Raw genomic sequence first — 22,155 nt, forward strand, 5'->3', positions numbered from 1 at the left:
TAACACCCGCCAAATGGCGGGTGTTTTTCTAAGAGAAGGTGATAAAAGCTATGGAAGCTATTCGTTATCCCATCAAGGGCAGTTGCCAGTGCGGCGCAGTCAGTTATCGCTTGTTGGCGCCGCCGCAGATGGTGCTGGCCTGCCACTGCAAGGAATGCCAGAAGCTGTCCACCAGTGCCTTCAGCATTACGGCGATTGTCAGAGCCGAAGATATAGAATTCAGTGGCGAACTGAGCCATTGGCAGCGTGGTTCGGCCAGCGGCAATATCAGCGCCGCCAAGTTTTGTGGTCGTTGCGGCAATCGTATCTATCACTACAACCCGGCTGAGCCGCAGAGTATCAAGCTCAAGCCCAGCAACCTGGAAGATACTCGTATCATTCAGCCGAGCGCCCATGCCTGGGTCAGTGAAAAGCAGGACTGGTTTGTTATCCCGCCCGGAGTCAAGCAATACACCGGCCAGCCTTGAGAAAGTCCAGCCCAGAGAAAGAAATAAAAAGCCGTTCACTCAGCGAACGGCTTTTTTGTTTGCGTGGCTGGACATTGCTAATCCGGCGAGCGTTTATTCCGCCAGCAGGCCGCGACTGCGCAGTAGTGGCTCAATGGCGGCTTCCTGACCACGGAACGCCCTGTAAAGCGCCATAGGATCTTCACTGCCACCGCGCTCAAGGATGTTACTGCGAAAAGCCTTGGCGGTAGCCGGGTCAAAAATACCGTTTTCCTTGAAGGCCTCAAAGGCATCGGCGCCGAGAATGTCAGACCAGATATAGGAGTAATAACCGGCCGAATATCCTCCGGAGAAGATGTGGCTGAAGTAGGTGGAGCGATAGCGCGGCGCTATCTCAGGGATCAGCCCCATCTTGCTCAGCGATTGCTGCTCGAAGGCGGCCGCATCCTGAGGTTCGGTAACGCTGCTGCTGTGCCAGTCCAGATCCAGCTTGGTGGCTGCCATATATTCCACTGTGGCGAAACCCTGGTTGAACTTGCTGGCGGCGCGGATCTTGTCTACCAAACTCTGGGGGATCACCTCGCCGGTTTGATAGTGCTTGGCAAAATGCGCCAGCACATCCGGTTGAGTCATCCAGTTTTCCATCACCTGTGACGGGAACTCCACATAGTCGCGGGGCACGGAAGTGCCGGACTGGGAACGATACTCCACCTTGGACAGCAAGGCGTGCAGCGCATGGCCGAATTCATGGAACAGGGTACCGGCTTCATCGAAGGTCAGCAGCGTCGGCTCATTGCCACTGGGACGAGGGTAATTGAGTACGTTGACTATGATGGGCTGCTCGTTGACGCCATCGACCACCGCCTGACGGCGATAGGCATTGGACCAGGCGCCGCCGCGTTTGCTGTCACGGACATAGTAATCGCCAAAGAAGATACCGATAACGCTGCCGTCTTTGTCTTTCACCTCGAAGGTACGTACATCCGGGTGATACTTGGGCAGATCGTCACGCTCGGTGACACTGATGCCATAGAGGCGGTTGGCGGTGTAGAACACGCCCTTGAGGGTGTTTTCCAGCGAGAAGTATGGCTTGGTCTGCTGTTCGTTGAAGCTGTACTTGGCGACACGTATTTTGTCGGCATAGTACCACCAGTCCCAGGCGGCCAGTTTGAAGTCCTTGCCTTCACTGTCGATAAGCTTTTGCATCTCGGCCTTTTCGGCTTCGGCCTGGGCCAGGGCGGCGGGCCAAATTTTATCCAGCAGGGCATAGACATTTTCCGGAGTCTTGGCGGTACGCTCTTCCAGCACATAGTGGGCGTGGCTCGGATAGCCCAGAAGCTGGGCTCGTTTGGCTCTAAGAGCCGCCAGTTCTGCCAGCACCTTCTTGTTGTCGTGGGCGTTGTCGTTGTTACCGCGCTCGATATAACCCTTGTAGAGTTTTTCTCTCAGCTCTCGGTTATCGGCATAGGTCAAAAATGGGGTGACGGAGGGGCGTTGGGTGGTAAATACCCACTTGCCGGGATGGCCGCGCTTGATGGCCGCCTGGGCGGCAACGTCAATCACATCCTGTGGTAGACCGGCCAGATCGGCCTGTTTGTCTATCACAAGTTCAAAGTCGTTGGTTTCTGCCAGTACATTGTCGCCGAACTCCAGGCTCAGCTTGCCAATCGCTTCATTGAGCTTTCTAAGCTCCGCCTTACCGGCGTCATCCAGGTTGGCACCGCCGCGGCTGAAGCGTTTGTAGGTGTCTTCGAGCAGTTTCTGCTGCGCCGGGTTCAGTACCAGCTGATCTTTTTGCTGATAGACAGTCTTAACCCGCTGAAACAGGGCGTTGTTCAGGTAAATATCATCGCGGCTGGAAGATAACAGCGGGGATACTTCCTTGGAGATCTTCTGCAGCTCGGCAGAGGTGTCGGCGCTGGTGAGGTTATAAAACACCCCTGACACCTTGGTCAACAAGGCGCCACTGCGCTCCATGGCTTCTATGGTGTTGGCAAAGTCAGCGGCGGCCGGATTATCTATGATGGCCTGAATCTCTGCCTTGCGCTCGGCAATCCCTTGTTTGAAGGCCGGCAGGTAATGCTCGGACTTGATGCGATCAAAGGCGGGGATTTCAAGGTAAGTATTCCAGGGCTGGAAGAAAGGGTTGTCCCGGGTTCGTTCGGCCTTGGCAGCGGCTGGGTTTGTGCCTGTGCCATTCTGGAGAGCAGGCGCTTGGGTTTGGGCAGATGTGTCGCTCTGGGATACAGGCTGGTTGTCGCAGGCGCTCAGTGTCAGCGCCAGTCCCAGGGCCAGAGCCACTGGAGAGAGGGTCATTCCCTTCATTGTTATTCCTCTATGCTGGTGTTTATCTCCCGTATGGCGCGGCGGGCCGCGCCGAAGCCGTCCTTAGTAACATGGCGTATTGAAAAAGGCCAATTTTGTCCTGTTTAGTTTGTAACAAAATTTAGCGAATGCAGTATCGAAACTGTATCTGTGGCACACTCTCAGGCCATTGAAAATAAAAGATAACAAAAGCCACCCTGCCATGATGATAAGAACACTTTCCCGTTTATCCCTGTCGCTGTCCCTGTGCTTATTTGCTCCTTTTGTAAGTGCAGAGAGCGGCTTTACGGCTCAGCCCTCGAGCCAGGTTTCAAGCCAGACTTCAAGCGTAAGTGCTGCCCAAGGTACAGAGTCTGCATTGAGTCAAGTCTCGCCACTGTCGAAAACCTTGGCCCAGTACAGCCTTGACCGCTACGGCAGCGAGATGGAACAGAGCCTCGCCGAGTTAGTGTACTTCAATACCGAGGCTATCCCAGGGTTGACGCCTGACACCAATCCGGAATTCATCGGCTTCAAGCAGGCGCTCAAGGCCCAATCGGAGCAGTTGGGGCTGGATTATGCCGATCACGGTTATGTGCTCTTGATAGGCCTTGGCGAAGACAGGGGCGGCGGCGCTAACAAGCTTGGCATTATTACCCACGGGGATGTGCAACCGGCCAATTCAACGCTTTGGCACCAGAGTCCCTATCAATTGGATACTCAATCGCAACCGGGCAAGCTGATAGGTCGCGGCACCGAAGATGATAAGGGGCCGATAGTCACCGCCATGTACGCCATGAAGGCGCTCAAGGACAAGTCGGTAAAACTGAATCGCCGCATTGAGCTCATGGTATATCTGGCCGAGGAGTCGGACTGGGAGCCGCTGAAAGTGTTTCTCAAGGACTATCAAGCGGCCGATATGAATATCACCATAGACGCCGAATATCCTGTAGTCACCGCCGAGAAGGGCTGGAGTCAGATAAAACTCACGATACCTGAACCCAAAGTAAAGGCGCCTAATTTCGATAAACCGCAGCTGCAGCATTTCAGCGGTGGCTCATTTGCCAGTCAGATCCCTCAGCAGGCCTTGGCCCTGATCCGCGGAGCCGACAGCGCCATGGTCAGCCGTTTGCAACGCGCCGCAGAAGCCCAGCAGGGGATGCGCTATGATTTTACCCTGGATTTCGACAGCCTGGAGATCGCCGCCAACGGTAAATCGGCCCATTCCTCAACCCCTGAAGATGGTGTCAATGCAGTAACGCATCTGGCTGCGCTGTTGGAGTCTGAGGCATTCGCACCGAGCCAGTCGGCATTAACCCTGGCATTTATCAATGAAATGATAGGCTTGGACCTCTATGCCGAGCGCTTTGGCGAGCTGGGCTATAGCGATGACTTTATGGGGCCTATGTCGCTGGCGCCGACTGTGGTGGAATGGGGGCAGGGGGGTACCAGCATTACGCTTAACCTAAGGCGCCCCATAGGCAAGAGCCCGGAAACTTTGGATAAACAGCTGTCTGCGGCGCTGGGCGGTTGGCAGCAATCCCACGGTGTGACTCTGGTCGATGTCAGCAGTTATTGGGGCGAGCCCAAGGTGATGGATAAGGCGCCGCATCTGCAAACTCTGCTCAATGTGTTTGCCGAGTTTACCGGTATTGCCGACCCTAAACCTGTCGCTATTGGCGGTTCCACCAACAGTAAACTGTTTCCCAATGCCCTCAGTTTTGGTCCGGCCATGCCGGGTGTCGAGTATACAGGCCACAGCGAACATGAGTTCATCACCCGCGAGCAGTTGCAGCTGAACCTTAAGATGTACACCGCCGCCATGGTGGAGTTGGCGGTAAATCCGGGATCATAAGTCTCAGCTTCCGAGGTAATCGCTGCTGAGATAACCGCTTCCGAGTCAGGCACCGCTACGCGGACTGACAGTAGGCGCCATCATCACAGGCGGAGCCCTATACTCTTAAACCGGGCCCTGCTCCAGGCAGGGCACTTGCTCCAAAGCCTGATCCCAAGCGGCGCGCGTTTGACAAAAAATGTGCGCCTGGGGAGTCAGCCCCGGCTCATCGTCCAGGCTGCCTGCGGGTATTTGCAGCAGGTGGCCACCTTCGACCGCTTTGGGCAGCGCCGAGCCGCAAACGGCGCAAAAGTGGCGGCTGTGGCGGGTACCTGGCAGGGTAAACGCAGTAATGGCGTCCTGGCCACTGAGCCAGGTTAACTCGGCGCTGTCTGAAAACAGATTGGCACTGTGGGCCGAACCTGAATCCTTGCGGCAGCGACTGCAGTGACACAAAAAGAATTGCTGCAGCTCAGCGCTGATTTCAAAACGAACCTTGCCGCAAAGGCAACTGCCTCGATAGTGCTTCATACCTTCTCCTTGGGAGCAACTGATAAGATTGTTCTCCGAGAACCTTAAGCTTGGTAACCCACAAACTGAGGCCATAAGCCGCTGATGATCTCTAAGCCCAGGAGTTGAGCATAGCCGTTTGTTGCCGCGATAACTCGTTTGGGTTCTGTCATTGGTCGTTAGCGCCTTGCCCATTTTGTTGAAGGTGCAGCCAAGACGGCAATGTTTAATGAAGAAAGAAGGCTAGTGTTTGGAGTTGGCATACCGCCAACATCTGGCTATCGCGGTTTAGACCTTGTCATTTTTCCGAGTCTAAGTTGTCTTGGTATCGGGCTGGCGTGAAACCACGCAAGCAGAGAAGGGGCTTGACGCTAAACGCCTCATCCTTACTTGCTGGCTTATATAAGGGAGTAATGAAAGGATTTATTCTTCATCACTGAGGTAGAAGTATCCTTTTTCAAGCAGGTTGCACAGCAGCGCAGCTATCGCCTCATAGTGCAGCAATGATTTGAGATCTTCGCCGCTGATGCTGGTGCGATGGGCAATAAATTGCGCCTGCTCTTCACTGCCTTGCGGCAATTCAAAGGCTTCCCCATTGATAAACAGTCGGCAGTTGGGGTCCTCTTCCAGCATGAGAATTTTAAGCCCACCTATGCGCTTGAATACAGCGCCTTCGGCCGCGGCTTCTCTGAGCTCCTCGGTACTCATAGGCTCACCCTGGCAAATATCCAGCTCAAAGCGGTTCTGACTCAGCAACTTGCCCAGCATGCCCTGGTAATAGTCAGGGTTTTCAGTCAGCTCTTTCAGCAGCGCCATCATCCCCTGTTGCTGGCTCTTGGCGATCAGCGCAGGTTGCCCGGCTTCTTCACCCGAAGTGAAGCGTTTGTGGCCGAGATCCTGATCAAGCATAAAGTCGGCCATTTCGCTGATAAGTTCTTGCTGACTCGGTGCCCGGAAGCCTACCGAGTAAGACAGTGCCAGGGTCAAGGTCTCGCCCCTGTGAGGAAAACCGGGCGGAATATACAGCATGTCGCCGGGTTCCAGCACTGTATCTATAATAGGCTCAAAGTCTTCAATCAAAGGGGTATTGGGGTTATTGCCGCGCTTGGCGTATTGGCCCTTGGCACCGACGGTCCAGCGTCTGCGTCCCTCACCTTGAATGATAAAGACATCATAGTTATCGATATGGGGGCCGACACCGCCACCGGGCGTGGCAAAGGACACCATCAGGTCATCGAAGCGCCAGTCCGGCAGGAAGCGGAAGGCTTCCACCAGGGCCTGTGAGTCCGGATACCAGTGGTTGACGGCCTGCACCAGCAGTTGCCAGTTTTCTTCACCGAACTTGTCATAGTCTTCAAATGGGCCTGAGATCACTTCCCAGTCCTGCCCCTTGGTGAGTACCACCCGTGAGGAGATCTCCTCTTCACAGGCGAGGCCCGCCAGCTCATCGGCGGCGATAGGATCGACAAAGCCCTTGATGGCTTGCCTGATCACTTTGGGTTGTTGCTGCCACACCTCTTTAACAAAGGCATCGCTGTCTAGAGTCAGCTGGTAAGTGTTCGTCATCTGTTATCCAATCCTTAAACCGTTTCAATGGCCAGTCAGTTATCCCGCTTGCAATGGCATAAACCCCGGGAGAAAAAAGGCGGTACTGGAAACCAGTACCGCCCGTGACAGCCAAGAGGCTATTAGTTCAAATCATCGACAAAGGCTTCGGCGCGGCCTATGTAGTTGGCCGGTGTCATTTGCTTGAGTTCGTGTTTCACTTGCTCTGGCAGTTCCAAACCGTCGATAAAGGCCGCCAGCTGCTGACCATCGATACGCTTGCCACGGGTCAGCTCCTTGAGCTTCTCGTAAGGCTTTTCGATGCCATAGCGGCGCATGACTGTCTGTACCGGCTCGGCCAGTACTTCCCAGTTGTGATCCAGTTCATCGCGCAGATGCGCCTCGTTGACTTCCAGCTTACTGACACCCTTGAGTGTGGCCTGGTAGGCGATCAGCGAGTGGGCGATACCCACACCCAGGTTACGCAGTACTGTGGAGTCGGTCAGATCGCGCTGCCAGCGGGAAACCGGCAGTTTGCTGGCCAGATGCTGCATCAGGGCGTTGGCTATGCCCAGGTTACCTTCCGAGTTTTCAAAGTCGATAGGGTTAACCTTGTGCGGCATGGTGGATGAGCCGATTTCACCGGCCACTGTCTTCTGCTTGAAGTGACCCAGGGCGATATAACCCCAGATATCACGGTCAAAATCAATCAGCACGGTATTGAAACGGGCCACGGCATCGAACAGCTCGGCAATATAGTCGTGCGGTTCAATCTGAGTGGTGTAGGGGTTCCAGTTCAGCCCCAGGCTGGTGACAAAGCGCTGTGACAGTTCGTGCCAGTTAACTTCTGGGTAGGCCGACAGGTGGGCGTTGTAGTTACCCACGGCGCCGTTGATCTTACCCATGATCTCAACCGCTTCAATTTGCTTGAGTTGGCGCTCGAGACGTACGGCCACGTTGGCCATCTCTTTACCCAGAGTCGAAGGCGAGGCGGGTTGGCCGTGAGTACGGGACATCAGAGGCACAGTCTTGTAACGTCTGGCCAGCTCTTTAACAGCCTCTACCAGCTTCTGGCAGTATGGCAGCAGTACCTGTTCACGGGCTTCGGTCAGCATCAGGCCGTGGGACAGGTTGTTGATGTCTTCACTGGTGCAGGCAAAGTGCACGAACTCGCCTATGGCGGCCAGCTCGGCATTGTCGGCGATTTTTTCCTTGATGAAGTATTCCACCGCCTTGACGTCATGGTTGGTGGTGGCTTCGATGGTTTTGACTCTCAGGGCATCGGCTTCGCTGAAGTTGTCGCGAATATTGTCCAGTAATGCCAGAGCCTCTTCACTGAAGGGCGGGACTTCTTCGATTTCAGGGCAGCTGGAAAGCAGCTTCAGCCAGTTGATTTCGACCTGAACACGATACTTGGTAAGACCGTACTCGCTGAATATCCCCCGAAGCTCGGCGGTTTTACTACCATAACGCCCGTCTACCGGTGAGATAGCAGTCAGTGCGGAAAGATCCATTATAAGCTCCTTGATGAACTTGGCTTTATTATAGGGTGAGGCTTTTCTTAGCTGTATCGACGATCGCCTTGCGAGCAAACACCAGATGTCTGCGTTTACCGCCCAGTTGACGCCAGAGTACGGCACTGCGCATTGCTGCCAGCAACAAGGCGCGTATTTTATGTTGAACCAGTGGCCGCTGCAGTATGTTGGGGTTGCCCGATATTTGGATCTTAGGTCCCAAACTACTGATGATATCGCTATAGATACTGGCCAGGTTGGCGATAACCTGCTCGTCGGTTATGGCAAAGTGGCTCAGTTGGCGATGCACCTGATTGATGCGCTCAGACAGCATTCCGAGCGCTGCCCGGTTGCGACTCAGTTTACGCTCAAGCGCCAGAATGCCGACCAGATAACGGGTGATTTCCACATCTTTCTGGGCACTGTCACCCAGTTGATTGATAATCCACTTATAGCCGTTGGCCAGCACTAACTTATCGGGATAGATCTCATCGATATTCTCGGGATCTGTCACCATGATGCCATCGAGTGCCGCCGCCAACTGCTGCGGATCGCTTTCCCCGTGGCGGGCGATATATTGCACCTGGGCGATAGCCTGCAAAATGCCGGCAAATGCCATGGTGCGGTCATGCAATTGCTCGCTCAATGATTACTCCCTAATCAGGGTTTCTATGATACCGCCACCCAGGCAGACTTCACCGTCGTAGAATACTGCCGACTGCCCGGGCGTGACTGCCGCTACCGGCTCATCGAAGATCACTCTCAGCTCATCATCACCCTGGATATAAACAGTGCAGGGGATATCCTGCTGGCGATAACGGGTCTTGACCGTGATCTTGGCGCCATCGGCCGGGCCCTGTCTGTCGACCCAGTGCAGCTGTCTAGCGGTGAGGCCAACCGACATGAGTCTCGGATGCTGGCCGCCTTGGGCGACAACCAATACATTACGTTTCAGATCTTTGTCGACCACATACCAGGGATTGTCATTGCTGTTTTTCATGCCGCCAATCCCAAGCCCCTTACGTTGGCCCAGAGTGTGGTACATCAGCCCTTGGTGCTCGCCTATGACTTCACCGTCGACATTTTCGATTTTGCCCGGTTGGGCGGGCAGGTAAGTGCCAAGGAATTCAGTGAACTTGCGCTCACCGATAAAACAGATACCTGTGCTGTCTTTCTTGTTGAAGGTGACCAGTCCTTGCTCTTCAGCGATGCGGCGAACTTCGGGTTTTTCCAGTTCTCCGACCGGGAACAGGCTACGCGCCACCTGTTGATGACTCAAGGTATAGAGGAAGTAGCTCTGATCCTTGTTGCCATCTATGCCGCGAAGTAACTGGGTCTTACCGTCGGTATCACGGCGGCGCACATAGTGCCCCATGGCGATATAGTCGGCATCGAGAATGTCATCGGCAAATTCAAGGAAGGCTTTGAACTTAATCTCCTTGTTGCACATGATGTCCGGGTTAGGCGTGCGTCCCGCCTTGTATTCGGCCAGAAAGTACTCGAATACATTGTCCCAGTATTCGGCGGCAAAGTTGACCGTGTGCAACTTGATCCCCAGCTTGTCACAGACAGCCTGGGCATCTTTTAAATCTTCGGCGGCAGAGCAATATTCGTCGGTGTCATCTTCTTCCCAGTTCTTCATGAACAGGCCTTCTACCTGATAGCCCTGCTGGAGCAGCAGATAGGCTGAAACAGATGAGTCGACACCGCCGGACATGCCGACAATGACTTTTTTTCCTGATGCATTGGGAGTGTTAGCTGTCATAGATCCTAAAACCGTTGAATTCATTCATGGACGCTCGAAAAGAAAACTGCTGTTTGAGCCCGGTTCTTGCCGCCTGTTATCGGCGTGAAGCGAGGGCAGGTAAACAGCCATAAGGCGCCCAGTTTCTGCGGGGGCGTATTCTATCACGCCTTGGTGCCTAGAGCTAATCACAACAGCTCGCTATTGAGCAAAGATAACGGCAGCCGTTGTCCCTGCAAATAACTCTCCAGTGTGGCGCTGACCAAGGGGCTACGAAGCTTGGATCCCAGAGCGGTGATTTCATCCATACTCAACCAATGGGTTGCCTTGATGGCAACGTCCAAAGGCTTGGCATTCTGACACTGGGTCAGGCGGGCACAGAAGGTGAAACGTAAAAAGGCCAGCTCCTTGGAAACGCTGAACTGATCTATCCGCACCAGAGCTTCAGGGGTGACTGTCAGGCCGGTTTCTTCGAGCACCTCGCGGCGACAGGCGTCGATAAGGCTTTCGCTTGCTTCTAAGTGACCGGCCGGTTGGTTGAATTTTTGCTGGCCGTCTATCAACTCTTCGACCAGCAGAAAACGATTCTCGGCCTCAATAATGCAGGCCACTGTCACATTGGGGCGATAACGGTTAGTCATGGAGAAGCTCCTTAATCGCCGCGTCGGAAAGAGTACGATATTCACCGGGCTGCAGGCATTGCCCTTGCTCGCTACCCAGGCTGAGAGCGCCTATGGCATAACGTATCAATCTTAAAGTGGGAAACCCGACGTGAGCTGTCATCCGTCGCACCTGACGATTGCGCCCCTCACGGATACAGATCTCCAGCCAAGTGGTGGGGATATTGCGCCGCTCACGTATAGGGGGATTGCGTGGCCACAAAGATTCGGGTGACTGCAAACGGCGCACCTTGGCAGGCAGGGTGGGGCCATCTTTAAGATCAACGCCCTGACGCAAGGCTTGAATCGCGGTGTCATCAACATCGCCTTCCACCTGTACCCAGTAGGTCTTGTAAGTGTGCTTGTTGGGTTGGGTCAGCTTGGCCTGCAGTTGACCGTTATTGGTGAGCAGTAGCAGGCCCTCGCTGTCTCTGTCCAGACGGCCTGCGGCATAAACACCGGCAATGGGCAGCAGATCTTTGAGCGTGCGCCGTCCGCCTTCGTCGGTAAACTGGCATAACACATCGAAGGGTTTATTCAGCAGTACCACCTGGGTTTCTGCAATCGAGAGAGATTGTGTCTTTGGCCGCGGGTGTTTGGAACCTTGGCTCTGGTTATTTGGACTCTGTCTTTTACGGTTACGACTAAGGCCCGCTCCCTTGGTTGTCTTATCCATTCGTGGGCCCCTGGAAGATGACGCTGGTTTGTTTTTATTCCCGCTGCTTGAATGCGCTTCCTTTTCGCTGCCAGCTTTTTTACAACCATGGGGTTTATCTGTGCTTGGCTGGCGTTTGGATTTTGAGTGAGAGACTGGCGAATTCATTGAGATATCCTGGCTGCTTGAGCTATGTGCTCTGACCATTTAAAAGCGATATGCCAGAGTGTAACACCTATGCCCCGCCTGACGGCAGCGCAGGTTTGGAACTTTTAACAGAGTGTACCCGGCACTCGCCTATAGTGGAATTTGAATCTTGGCCGGAATGCTCTATGATGTTCGCCAAATTGTGATCTACAACCAATTTTCGCGCCCCTCGACCGGATCTATATCAACGGTGAGCAAAGGTGCTACCTTGGGCCAGAAAAGGTTAGGAAAACCCAAAAAATAACAACACTTATAACAACTTATTTTTATAAAAAGCGTAGGACTGAAAATGACTGATAAAAACCCCACTATCATCTATACGCAGACAGATGAAGCGCCGGCTTTGGCGACCTTATCTCTACTGCCTATCATCAAAACCTTTACCCAGGCAGCCGGCATCAATGTCGAAACCCGCGATATTTCTCTTTCCGGCCGTGTGATTGCCGCTTTTCCCGAGCGTCTGACCGAAGCGCAGCGCATCGGTGATCATCTGGCGGAGCTTGGTGAACTGGCGACTCAGCCCGAAGCCAATATTATCAAACTGCCCAATATCAGCGCCTCCATTCCTCAGCTGCAGGCTTGTATCAAAGAGTTGCAGGCCAAAGGTTATGATCTGCCCGACTATCCGGCCGAAGCCAAAAGCGATGAAGAGCGGGAAATCAAGGCCCGTTATGACAAGATCAAGGGCAGTGCGGTAAACCCTGTGCTGCGTGAAGGGAACTCAGACCGCCGCGCCCCGACTTCGGTCAAGAACTATGCCCGTAAGCACCCGCATTCAATGGGTGCCTGGAGCAAGGACTCCAAGTCTCATGTGGCTCATATGCAACAAGGGGATTTCTACGGCAGCGAGCAATCCGTTACCCTCAAAGAGGCCGATACTGTCAACATAGTGCTCGAACAAAACGATGGTGGCCAACTGGTGCTTAAGCAGGGGCTTGAGTTGCTGGCCGGTGAAATCATAGATGCGGCCGTTATGAGCAAGCGCGAACTGACCGCCTTCTTCGAGCGCGAAATTGAAGCCGCCCGCCAAGAAGATGTACTGCTGTCGCTGCATCTGAAAGCCACCATGATGAAAGTGTCCGATCCGATTATGTTCGGCCATGCGGTGAAGGTGTTCTACAAAGATGTATTCGCCAAACACGGTGAAACTTTGCGTGAGCTGGGTGTGGACGTCAACAATGGTCTGGGTGATGTCTATGCCAAGATAGCTAAGTTGCCGGCCGAGCAGAAAGCGGCCATTGAAGCCGATATCGCCGCCGTCTACCAGAGCCGCCCTGAGCTGGCGATGGTGAACTCAGACAAGGGCATCACCAACCTTCACGTGCCAAGCGATGTGATTATCGATGCTTCCATGCCTGCTGCTATCCGCTCCAGTGGTCAGATGTGGGGCCCGGATGGTCAGTTGAAAGATACCAAGGCACTGATCCCGGATCGTTGCTATGCCGGTGTTTACCAGGAAACCATCAGTTTCTGTAAAGAACATGGCGCCTTCGATCCTGCGACCATGGGTAGTGTGCCAAACGTGGGACTGATGGCCCAGAAGGCCGAAGAGTACGGTAGCCATGACAAGACCTTTGAAATCCCTGCAGCCGGTACGGTCAAAGTACTGGACAAGGCTGGCAATGTGCTTATGTCCCACGCCGTTGAAGCCGGTGATATCTGGCGCATGTGCCAAGTAAAAGATGCACCAATTCGCGACTGGGTCAAGCTGGCCGTACGCCGCGCCAGACTGAGCAACACCCCGGCGGTATTCTGGCTGGATGAAAATCGTGCCCACGATGCCCAGGTGATCGCCAAGGTGAATGCCTACCTGCCTGAGCATGATACCGATGGGCTTGAGTTGCACATCATGTCACCTGAAAAGGCGGCCCGTTTCTCCCTTGAACGTATTAAAGCCGGTAAGGACACGATTTCGGTAACAGGTAACGTGCTGCGTGACTACCTCACCGACTTGTTCCCTATCCTTGAGCTGGGTACCAGTGCCAAGATGCTGTCAATCGTCCCGCTGATGAATGGTGGCGGTCTGTTCGAGACAGGTGCCGGCGGCAGTGCACCCAAGCATGTACAGCAGTTTGAAGAGGAAAACCACCTGCGTTGGGATTCTCTGGGCGAGTTTCTGGCGTTGGGAGCCTCACTCGAGCACCTAAGCCAGACGACGGCCAATGCCAAGGCTCAGGTGATGGCTGATTGCCTGGATCAGGCAATAGGGCAGTTCCTGGATAACAACAAGTCACCATCTCGTAAAGTGGGGCAGTTGGATAACCGCGGCAGTCATTACTTCCTGGCGCAATACTGGGCCAGCGCGTTGGCCAAGCAGGACAAGGATGCCGAGCTGAAAGCTTATTTTGCGCCTCTGGCCGAAGGCCTGGTGGCTGCAGAAGAGCAGATAGTGGCTGAACTCAATGGTGCTCAGGGGGGCGCGGTTGAACTGGGTGGTTACTATAAGCTGGATCCTGTTAAAGCCGAGCAGGCTATGCGCCCAAGTGCCAGCCTGAATCGCCTTCTGAGCGCTTGATGCTGAAAGTTGAATGAGGGAGTTATCCCTCATTCAATTGCCAAGTAAGCATTAAAAAGGCGGGGATGACCCCGCCTTTTTTCATCTCTGTTCACCCGGTCATTTAACTGGAGAGATAGCCGAGGCATGCATACCCTTTGGGCCCTTCTCAACTTGAAATTCAACAGGTTGGCCTGCTTTTAGAGTTCTATAGCCTTCCATTTCAATAGTTGAATAGTGCGCAAAAACATCCTCACCACCTTCATCAGGGCAGATAAACCCGAATCCTTTGGCGTTGTTGAACCATTTAACAGTTCCGCTTGCCATACTTCCACTTCCTTCTATTGTCTGCTTCCCAGTAAGATAGTAAAACTTTTGAGCGCTTTAGCAGTCGCTCAGATAACAGAATGTAAGTAGTGTTGCTGGATGTCAAGCCGAAATTAACAAAAAAACAACATTGCATATGGTTTCGCTGGAATCTTAGTTTGCCACTGGGAGCTTTTCTTCAATGGAAGTGTCTGGATATTTACTCACTTTATTATATTGAATCAATTTTAACCGATTGAAAAATAAGCATGAGTTAGAAACGCCTTAGACAAGCGCCGCCGCGCCAGAGTATAGTGTGACAAAGGGCAATACCGCCCAGGACCTGCCAAACGGTACTTTGAAATATGGCCGGGCATAGTGTTGGTAGAAGCCAAGTTGAGAGGCTAATATTGAATCATGGGTAAGACTGGACAGATAGAGCGCGTGGAGGAAGGGGTTGAGCAGGAACTGCAACCGCCTCCTATGTATAAAGTGATTCTGAACAACGATGACTATACCCCAATGGACTTTGTTGTGGAGGTACTTCAGCTGTTCTTTCGTAAGAATGAACAGGAAGCCACGGACATTATGTTGACCATACATCATCAGGGAAAAGCGGTTTGCGGTGTTTACCCATTTGGGATAGCCGAAACCAAAGTGGTTCAGGTGAATCAGTTTGCAAGACAAAACCAACATCCGTTACTGTGTTCGTTAGAGGAAGCTTAACCAGCCTGTCTCTGTAGTTTTTTAGGGGGTGCGTATGCTGAACAAAGATCTTGAAGTGACCTTGAACCTGGCATTTCAGCAAGCCAGAGATGCCCGTCACGAATATATGACGGTTGAGCACCTGCTGCTGGCGCTGACCGATAACCCTGCCGCAAGGGATGCTTTACTCGCCTGTGGTGCCAATATCGACCGACTCAAAGAGGAAGTTGCCAACTTTATTAATCAAACCACGCCTATTATCAGTGACCCTGATGACGAGCGTGAGACCCAGCCGACACTGGGTTTCCAGCGGGTGTTGCAACGGGCGGTGTTTCATGTGCAGTCGTCAGGTCGCAATGAGGTAACCGGCGCCAACGTGCTGGTGGCCATTTTCAGCGAACAGGAGTCCCAGGCGGTTTATCTGCTGCGCCGTTACGATATTACCCGCCTGGATGTAGTGAATTATATTTCTCACGGCTTTGCCAAGAACGATGAGGCCGATGCTCCGGGTTCGCAGGAGAGTCTGGAAGATCAATCCGAAGCCACAGAAGAGCGCAGCATGCTGGCTCAGTTTGCCAGCAATCTCAATGAGATGGCCAAACAGGGCAAGATAGATCCGCTTATCGGCCGCGACAACGAAATTGAACGCTCGATTCAAATTCTTTGCCGTCGTCGCAAGAATAACCCGCTGCTGGTGGGCGAGGCCGGCGTCGGAAAGACTGCCATCGCCGAAGGTTTGGCCTATCGGATAGTCAATGAGTCTGTGCCTGAGGTGATCAGCGAAGCGACCGTCTACTCTCTGGATCTCGGCGCGCTGTTGGCCGGCACCAAGTATCGCGGCGACTTCGAGAAACGCTTCAAGAGTCTGCTTAAAGAGCTGACCGCGGATCAGAATGCGATTCTGTTCATCGATGAAATCCATACCATTATCGGTGCCGGTGCGGCATCCGGTGGGGTGATGGATGCATCCAACCTGCTCAAGCCCTTGCTCTCCAGCGGTAATCTGCGCTGTATGGGCTCTACTACTTTTCAGGAATATCAAAGCATCTTTGAGAAGGACAGAGCATTGGCGCGGCGTTTTCAGAAGGTGGACATTCACGAACCTTCGGTGGCCGAAACCACCAAGATACTTCAGGGGCTCAAGAGTCGTTACGAAGAGCATCATGGAGTGCGTTATACCCAAGCCGCCTTGGCTTGTGCCGCCAGCCTGTCGGATAAGCATATCAACGACAGACATCTACCGGATAAGGCCATCGATGTGATCGACGAAGCGGGGGCGCGGATGGCGATGATGCCACAGAGCAAACGCAAGAAAACCGTGGGTCAGAGCGAGATTGAAACCATCATCGCCAAGATGGCTAGGATCCCGGAAAAAACAGTGACGTCTTCCGAGAAAGACTTGCTGAAAAACCTGGAACGCAACCTGAAGATGGTGGTGTTCGGTCAGGACAAGGCGATAGAGAGTCTCAGCGCGGCGATTCGGCTGGCACGCAGTGGTCTTGGCAATGAAAACAAACCTGTGGGGAGCTTCCTGTTTGCCGGCCCAACCGGGGTGGGTAAGACTGAGGTGACCAACCAGTTGGCGGCATGCCTCGGCCTCAAGCTTATCCGCTTCGATATGTCCGAATATATGGAAAGCCATACTGTGTCGCGTTTGATTGGCGCGCCTCCGGGTTATGTCGGCTACGATCAGGGTGGTTTGCTGACCGATGCCGTAATCAAGACGCCTCACTGTGTGGTGCTGCTCGATGAAATCGAAAAGGCGCATCCGGATATCTATAACCTGCTGCTGCAGGTAATGGATCACGGCACTTTGACCGATAACAACGGCCGCAAGGCGGATTTTCGCAACGTGACCCTGGTGATGACCACCAACGCCGGGGTGCAAGAAACGGTGCGTAAGTCCATTGGCTTCAAACAGCAGGATCACAGCCAGGATGCGATGTCGGAGATCAATAAGGTGTTCTCGCCCGAGTTTCGCAACCGACTCGACTCCATTATCTGGTTCAACCATCTGGATATGACCATTATCGCCAAGGTGGTGGACAAGTTCCTGGTCGAGCTGCAGGCACAGTTGGATCAGAAAGGGGTGACGCTGGAAGTCAGTGATGAAGCCAGAACCTTGCTGGCCGAGAAGGGGTACGACAAGACCATGGGGGCCAGACCTATGGCCAGAGTGGTCAAGGATCTGCTGAAACGGCCGCTGGCCGATGAAATCCTGTTTGGCAAACTTGAGTCCGGTGGCATCGCCCATGTGGATGTCAAAGATGGCGAACTGGAGATCAATACGGAAGCGCCGGAGAAGATCTCCTGAGAAGCTTAGTCAAAACAAAAAAATGGCTGCCACTGGCAGCCATTTTTATTCTGAATCCTGACCCTTATCCGACACATTGATGCCTGGATAGACAACGGCAGGCCAGGTGCGCCTGCTGCGCAGTGGGTCGCCCCCATGGGCTCACCAGCAAAAAAACCGGCACAGCCGGCTTTTGAGAAATAACTGGGATCTTAGCGTGAGCGGAAGACGATACGCCCTTTGCTCAAGTCGTATGGAGTCAGCTGCACAGTGACCTTGTCACCGGTCAGGATTCGGATGTAGTTTTTACGCATTTTACCGGAAATGTGAGCAGTCACAACGTGACCGTTTTCCAGTTCAACCCGAAACATTGTATTTGGCAAGGTTTCAAGGATAGTCCCTTGCATCTCAATGTTGTCTTCTTTCGCCATTAATCAGTTATCCCGTTAGCCTCGAATGTAAAAAACCGCCGTATCATGCCGCAAATTACAGCGGCTGTAAAGGGGAGGCCTCAGTGATTGTCGCTTTTCTGCCAGCCTTGAACGCCGAGGATCTCATAGGGGCGGTAGAGTCGCTTGTAACCCATTTTGTCGTGGTTATCTATTTGATATCCCAAATAGAGGAACGATTTCGACATCAATTTGCCCAGGCGGCATTGCAGCAGTACCAGCAAGATCCCGAGGGAGCGGTCGCTGTAGTCCGGGTCGAAGTAGCTGTAGATGGCTGACAGGCTCTGGGGCAGGAGATCTGTCACCGCCACGGCAACCAGTCGCTGACCATGCCAAAGTTCGATAAACACCGGGCTGAGCCACTCACAGGCGAGAAAATGCCGGTACTGCTCTTCGCTCGGAGGATACATGGGGCCGTCACTGTGGCGGGCACAGATATAACGCTCATAGAGGGGATAGTGAGCCGGGGTTTCCTCGGTCACAATCCGAAAGTGCAGGTCACGATTTTTAGCCAGGGTGCGTTTTTGTCTTTTGGACAGGCGAAATTCATCCAGCGGGACTCTGATGGGCTGACAAGCGTTGCAGTGAGGGCAACGGGGCTTGTAGATGGCGCCGCCACTGCGGCGAAACCCCAGTGCCAATAGGCGCTCAAACAGTGACAAGTCCAGCTCATCTTCCTGGATCACCAATAACTGCTCCTGTTGTCCGCTCAGGTAGCTGCAGGCAAAGGGTTGGCTGAGGCCTATGGCAATGGCATGGGTATCAGAGTTCAAGTTTGACCTCATCGGTTTGCCAGCAATCCCTGGCAAGACTACCGTCCCTGAACTGTTTCAAGAGTGCGAGAAAATCTTTACGCTTTAAACTCTTGGCTCCGAGGCTCTCAAGGTGCGGATTCATCACCTGAGCATCGATAAGTCTGAAACCCTGCTTGAGTGCATATTGGTGCAGGGCGATAAAGGCCGCCTTGGAGGCGTTAGTTTTACGGTGGAACATGGACTCGCCACAGAACACCTGACCCACGGCCAGGCCATACAGGCCACCTATCAGGCGATCATTGTCCCAGACCTCGAAGGAGTGGGCATGGCCCAAGTGGTGCAGCTCCTGGTAGGCCAGACGGATCTCTCCGGTTATCCAGGTGCCGGGCTGATCTTTTCGCGGCATGGCGCAGCCGGCCATCACATCGGCAAAGGCTCGGTCGATGCTGAAAGTCCAATCCTGCTTTTTCAAATATTTGCGTAGACTGCGAGAGATATTGATGCTGCCAGGAACAAAGACGGCGCGGGGATCCGGAGACCACCAGAGAATGGGGTCATGGGTATTGAACCAGGGGAAAATGCCCTCGTAATAGGCGTTGAGTAACCGCCTGGGATGCAGGTCGCCGCCAATGGCCAATAGGCCGTTGGGATCCGTCAGCGCCAGCTCAGGCGATGGGAAAGGATCCAACTCATGATTTAAGAAAGACAGTAGGTTCACAATTGCGTATGATTCTGCTCAGGGCCTTCTTATAAGTTAGCGGAAAAACAGCTATGTGGAAACTGATACTGAATGCAATGCTGCTGCTCTCATTGTCCCTCGCTGCAGGAACCCAGTCCCTCTATGCCGGTTATGATAGAAATCAGGCTCAGCCGGTTGAGAAAGTACTCTACGGCCAGGTGGAATCGGTACGGAAAATCACCGAAAAACAGCTGATGGAAGACAGAAATCGCGGCTGGAAAACCTTCGGTGGTGCCTTGCTCGGTGGCGTGATTGGTCATCAGTTCGGTGGTGGTAGTGGTCAGGATGTGGCAACCGTGCTGGGTGCTCTGCTCGGCGCCGGTATTGGTCATCAATATGGTGACAGCAGTTACTATCGTGAACTCAAGTTGGTGGAGTTGATGATACGCCAAGAAGATGAAACCCAGGTGATGATTATACAAGACGAAGATCCCGGCATGACCTTCAAGGTAGGCGATGAAGTGCGGGTGGTTTATCTGCAGGGCAGCGTCCGGGTCGACCTGGCTATGTGATTTGACTGTGTAAGCTTTGAGCCTATAACAGATAAAACAAAGGCGCCTCTCGGCGCCTTTGTTTTGGATGGAACAATTAAAAACCACGAGGCAGTTTGTGATTACCGGCCGCCAGTTTTTCACGCCACAGTTCTTTGGGAGTCTTGCCCCCTTGGTTGCCGGCTTTGGCAGGCGTAGCCTGTTTGGGTTGGGTCTTAGCGGCGGGCTTTGCAGCAGGCTTGGCCGCCTTGGTTTTTTCCTGCTTTGTTTCAGCCTTGGCTGGTTTGGCGCTATCTGCCAGCATCTGTTCCAGTTCAGCGAAACGCAGTGATTTACCGCCATCGATTTTGTACCAGCTGCCATTTTGTTCAATGGTCACTGCTTTGCCCTGTTGCTCACTGAGAGCTTGCTGCAGTGCGCTGATAACTTCTTCTTTGGTCAGTTTTGCCATATTCATAACCTGTTTGTTTTTAGAGTTACTTGAAGGTTTGCGATAATTTTATAAGTCAAAGGCCGGAAATGTCCAATTTGCAGGCCAAAAAGCAGCAAACTTGTGTCCAAGGGCGCAGCTTTTGCCCGCTTTGGGGTCTGAAACCGACCTCCTGACGCGGAATTGTGAACTCAACCCCAAGGACTTGCTGTGCTAGAATGTCGGCATATATCGGCATCTGAATCGACAGGAAACCCCCATGAAAAGAGAGGAACTCAGACAATATCTGCACGAACTGTTACAACTGGATAAATTTCGTGATTATGCTCCCAATGGCTTGCAGGTTGAAGGCAAGGGCGAAATTCGCAAAGTAGTCACAGGTGTGACCGCCTGCCAGGCATTGATTGACCGGGCAGTGGAAGCCGGAGCCGATGCCCTATTGGTGCACCATGGTTTTTTCTGGAAGAATGAGCCCGAAGTACTGACCGGAATGAAACAGCGACGGATCAAGACCTTATTGCTCAACGACATTAACCTGTTCGGTTATCATTTGCCGCTCGATGCCCATCCTGTGCTGGGTAATAACGCCGAATTGGGCCGGTCGCTTGGAATTATAGAGCCAGAGGCGGTGGAGACTGTCGCTCAAGGTTTGCTTTGGCAAGGTGTATTTGATTCACCAATGACAGCCAAAGATTTGAGTGCCTTGCTTGAGCAACGTTTGGGGCAGGCGCCTCTACACTTGGATGGCGGTGATAAATCTATACAAAAGCTGGCTTGGTGCACTGGCGGCGCTCAAGATTATATCGATACCGCCGCGACCTTGGGGGTAGATGCCTTTATCAGCGGAGAGGTGTCAGAGCGCACTTTCCATAGCGCGGTGGAGCAGGGGATCCATTACTTCGGTGCTGGTCACCATGCTACAGAGCGGTTTGGTATCAAGGCCCTGGGAGAACATTTGGCTCGAGAATTTGATCTCGAACATGAGTTTATCGATATTCCAAACCCAGTGTAATTTTATGCCGGGATGATTAGGCCAAGGCCCCGAGTATTCCTGTTATATGCATACCGCCGCCAAACCATTGGTGGCGGTATGCAACGTCAGCTAGGTTATTGTTGCAGCCTTAATCTTCATGGATACGACGTTTAATCGGGCGCTATGGCCGGATTGCGATAGGCCTCGCGATACTTGTCGACCCACATGGAAGTGGCACCGCAAATGGCAACCGGCATCACGATAAAGTTGACTATAGGGATCATGGAAAACAGAGTGACGGCGGCGCCGAAGCTCATACTGCTACCCTTGGTATTTTTCAGGGCAAACTTCATCTCTTTGAATGCCACCTTGTGGTTATCGAAAGGATAGTCACAGTATTGGATGCTCATCATCCAGGCACTGAAGATAAACCAGACCACAGGGAAAACGGTTTGGCCAATCACAGGGATAAAAAACAGCAGTAAGATCAGTATGGCTCGTGGCAGGTAATATGCCAGCTTTTGCCATTCACGACCGAGGATCCGCGGCAGATCCTTGATTAAATCCAAGGTGCCGCCGGTATTGAGCGGCTTGCCGGTGAGCAGTTGCTCTACCTTTTCGGCCAACAGACCGTTAAATGGCGCTGCCAGCCAGTTCATCACGGAGCTGAAGATAAACGATAGCAGCACCAGCAGGGTGATAATCGCCAGTGGCCAGAGGATCACATTAAGCCAGCTGAGGTAGTCCGGCAGTTGGCCTTCGAGCCAGGCAAACACATTTCCTAGTTGGCCTATGGCAAAATAGATGACGCCGGCAAACAACAGCAGGTTGATCATCAGCGGAATAAACACAAAGCTGCGCAAGCCCGGTTGCTTGATCAGGCTAAAGCCTTGGAGAAAATAGTTGACGCCGCTCTTGGCGGGTCTTGAAGATGCGGACATGTACCACTTACTCTCAATAAAAGAATACTTAGGCCGATTTTGAGCAACCAAGGCCACGAAAACAAGGGAAAAACGCAGCCAAGGGAATAAAAAGCGTTACAAAATGCGGCCCGCTTTGCTAAAGTGACAGCGCTTATACAGCTTCTTGGGCCAGGACGGCG

Annotated in this window: 21 protein-coding genes; 7 read left to right on the forward strand and 14 right to left on the reverse strand. The window is 53.1% G+C overall.

The window, feature by feature from the left end:
• The first annotated feature begins 50 nt into the window (after positions 1-50).
• Entirely contained in the window at positions 51-467 is a 417-nt protein-coding gene (locus tag K5621_RS08620; RefSeq protein WP_221050946.1) for a GFA family protein, read from the forward strand.
• Between the two features lie 93 nt (positions 468-560).
• On the opposite strand, the gene K5621_RS08625 is transcribed toward K5621_RS08620, so the two are convergent.
• Positions 561-2,771, reverse strand: coding sequence for a M3 family metallopeptidase (locus K5621_RS08625; RefSeq protein ID WP_221050947.1), 2,211 nt, complete (start codon positions 2,769-2,771; stop codon positions 561-563).
• A gap of 202 nt (positions 2,772-2,973) precedes the next feature.
• Between K5621_RS08625 and K5621_RS08630 the strand changes: the two genes are divergently transcribed.
• On the forward strand, positions 2,974-4,605 hold the full coding sequence (locus tag K5621_RS08630; protein ID WP_425332459.1) for a dipeptidase: 1,632 nt from the start codon (positions 2,974-2,976) through the stop codon (positions 4,603-4,605).
• 105 nt (positions 4,606-4,710) lie between these two features.
• Here the strand turns inward: K5621_RS08630 and K5621_RS08635 are convergent, their stop codons facing one another.
• The 7 genes from K5621_RS08635 to K5621_RS08665 form a co-directional block, all read right to left on the reverse strand.
• Positions 4,711-5,115: a GFA family protein gene (locus K5621_RS08635; RefSeq protein WP_054743826.1), complete on the reverse strand. Its 405-nt coding sequence runs from the start codon at positions 5,113-5,115 to the stop codon at positions 4,711-4,713.
• Positions 5,116-5,517: 402 nt separating this feature from the next.
• Entirely contained in the window at positions 5,518-6,660 is a 1,143-nt protein-coding gene (locus K5621_RS08640; RefSeq protein WP_221050948.1) for a ribosomal protein uL16 3-hydroxylase, read from the reverse strand.
• Between the two features lie 122 nt (positions 6,661-6,782).
• Entirely contained in the window at positions 6,783-8,153 is a 1,371-nt protein-coding gene (gene purB, locus K5621_RS08645) for an adenylosuccinate lyase (protein ID WP_100142772.1), read from the reverse strand.
• 28 nt (positions 8,154-8,181) lie between these two features.
• Positions 8,182-8,799: a high frequency lysogenization protein HflD gene (gene hflD / locus K5621_RS08650; RefSeq protein ID WP_100142771.1), complete on the reverse strand. Its 618-nt coding sequence runs from the start codon at positions 8,797-8,799 to the stop codon at positions 8,182-8,184.
• 3 nt (positions 8,800-8,802) lie between these two features.
• The gene (gene mnmA / locus K5621_RS08655; RefSeq protein ID WP_100142770.1) at positions 8,803-9,918 is read right to left on the reverse strand and encodes a tRNA 2-thiouridine(34) synthase MnmA; all 1,116 of its coding nucleotides are present in this window, start codon (positions 9,916-9,918) and stop codon (positions 8,803-8,805) included.
• Between the two features lie 167 nt (positions 9,919-10,085).
• Entirely contained in the window at positions 10,086-10,538 is a 453-nt protein-coding gene (locus tag K5621_RS08660; protein WP_221050949.1) for an NUDIX hydrolase, read from the reverse strand.
• Positions 10,531-11,232, reverse strand: a complete 702-nt coding sequence (locus K5621_RS08665) for a pseudouridine synthase (RefSeq protein ID WP_245003152.1) — start codon at positions 11,230-11,232, stop codon at positions 10,531-10,533. Before K5621_RS08665 ends, K5621_RS08660 begins: the two co-directional genes overlap by 8 nt.
• A gap of 475 nt (positions 11,233-11,707) precedes the next feature.
• Here K5621_RS08665 and K5621_RS08670 point away from each other — a divergent pair, with 475 nt between their 5' ends.
• On the forward strand, positions 11,708-13,933 hold the full coding sequence (locus K5621_RS08670) for an NADP-dependent isocitrate dehydrogenase (RefSeq protein ID WP_221050951.1): 2,226 nt from the start codon (positions 11,708-11,710) through the stop codon (positions 13,931-13,933).
• A gap of 99 nt (positions 13,934-14,032) precedes the next feature.
• Here the strand turns inward: K5621_RS08670 and cspD are convergent, their stop codons facing one another.
• Positions 14,033-14,239 (reverse strand): cold shock domain-containing protein CspD, encoded by a 207-nt coding sequence (gene cspD / locus K5621_RS08675; protein ID WP_025011178.1) that lies wholly within the window; start codon positions 14,237-14,239, stop codon positions 14,033-14,035.
• 396 nt (positions 14,240-14,635) lie between these two features.
• Here cspD and clpS point away from each other — a divergent pair, with 396 nt between their 5' ends.
• Both clpS and clpA read left to right on the forward strand, forming a co-directional pair.
• Positions 14,636-14,944: an ATP-dependent Clp protease adapter ClpS gene (gene clpS, locus K5621_RS08680; protein WP_025011177.1), complete on the forward strand. Its 309-nt coding sequence runs from the start codon at positions 14,636-14,638 to the stop codon at positions 14,942-14,944.
• A 34-nt stretch (positions 14,945-14,978) separates the two neighbouring features.
• Entirely contained in the window at positions 14,979-17,237 is a 2,259-nt protein-coding gene (gene clpA / locus K5621_RS08685) for an ATP-dependent Clp protease ATP-binding subunit ClpA (RefSeq protein ID WP_221050952.1), read from the forward strand.
• Positions 17,238-17,428: 191 nt separating this feature from the next.
• On the opposite strand, the gene infA is transcribed toward clpA, so the two are convergent.
• The 3 genes from infA to aat all read right to left on the reverse strand — a co-directional run bounded on the left by infA (position 17,429) and on the right by aat (position 19,138).
• Positions 17,429-17,647, reverse strand: coding sequence for a translation initiation factor IF-1 (gene infA / locus K5621_RS08690; protein ID WP_005500725.1), 219 nt, complete (start codon positions 17,645-17,647; stop codon positions 17,429-17,431).
• A gap of 80 nt (positions 17,648-17,727) precedes the next feature.
• Positions 17,728-18,450 carry an arginyltransferase gene (locus tag K5621_RS08695; RefSeq protein ID WP_221050953.1) on the reverse strand — a complete coding sequence of 241 codons (723 nt, stop codon included), beginning with the start codon at positions 18,448-18,450 and terminating at the stop codon, positions 17,728-17,730.
• Complete coding sequence (gene aat, locus K5621_RS08700) at positions 18,428-19,138, reverse strand: leucyl/phenylalanyl-tRNA--protein transferase (RefSeq protein WP_221050954.1); 711 nt, start codon at positions 19,136-19,138, stop codon at positions 18,428-18,430. Before aat ends, K5621_RS08695 begins: the two co-directional genes overlap by 23 nt.
• A 53-nt stretch (positions 19,139-19,191) precedes the next feature.
• Between aat and K5621_RS08705 the strand changes: the two genes are divergently transcribed.
• Entirely contained in the window at positions 19,192-19,671 is a 480-nt protein-coding gene (locus K5621_RS08705; protein WP_100142762.1) for an outer membrane lipoprotein, read from the forward strand.
• Between the two features lie 76 nt (positions 19,672-19,747).
• Here the strand turns inward: K5621_RS08705 and K5621_RS08710 are convergent, their stop codons facing one another.
• Positions 19,748-20,101 carry a hypothetical protein gene (locus K5621_RS08710; protein ID WP_100142819.1) on the reverse strand — a complete coding sequence of 118 codons (354 nt, stop codon included), beginning with the start codon at positions 20,099-20,101 and terminating at the stop codon, positions 19,748-19,750.
• A 238-nt stretch (positions 20,102-20,339) separates the two neighbouring features.
• On the opposite strand from K5621_RS08710, the gene K5621_RS08715 reads away from it, so the two are divergent.
• The gene (locus K5621_RS08715) at positions 20,340-21,092 is read left to right on the forward strand and encodes a Nif3-like dinuclear metal center hexameric protein (protein WP_221050955.1); all 753 of its coding nucleotides are present in this window, start codon (positions 20,340-20,342) and stop codon (positions 21,090-21,092) included.
• Positions 21,093-21,223: 131 nt separating this feature from the next.
• Here the strand turns inward: K5621_RS08715 and cysZ are convergent, their stop codons facing one another.
• The gene (cysZ, locus tag K5621_RS08720; RefSeq protein WP_100142760.1) at positions 21,224-21,994 is read right to left on the reverse strand and encodes a sulfate transporter CysZ; all 771 of its coding nucleotides are present in this window, start codon (positions 21,992-21,994) and stop codon (positions 21,224-21,226) included.
• Positions 21,995-22,155 lie beyond the last annotated feature (161 nt).

The organism is Shewanella carassii, from assembly GCF_019670705.1.
Classification (GTDB): Bacteria; Pseudomonadota; Gammaproteobacteria; order Enterobacterales; family Shewanellaceae; genus Shewanella; species Shewanella carassii.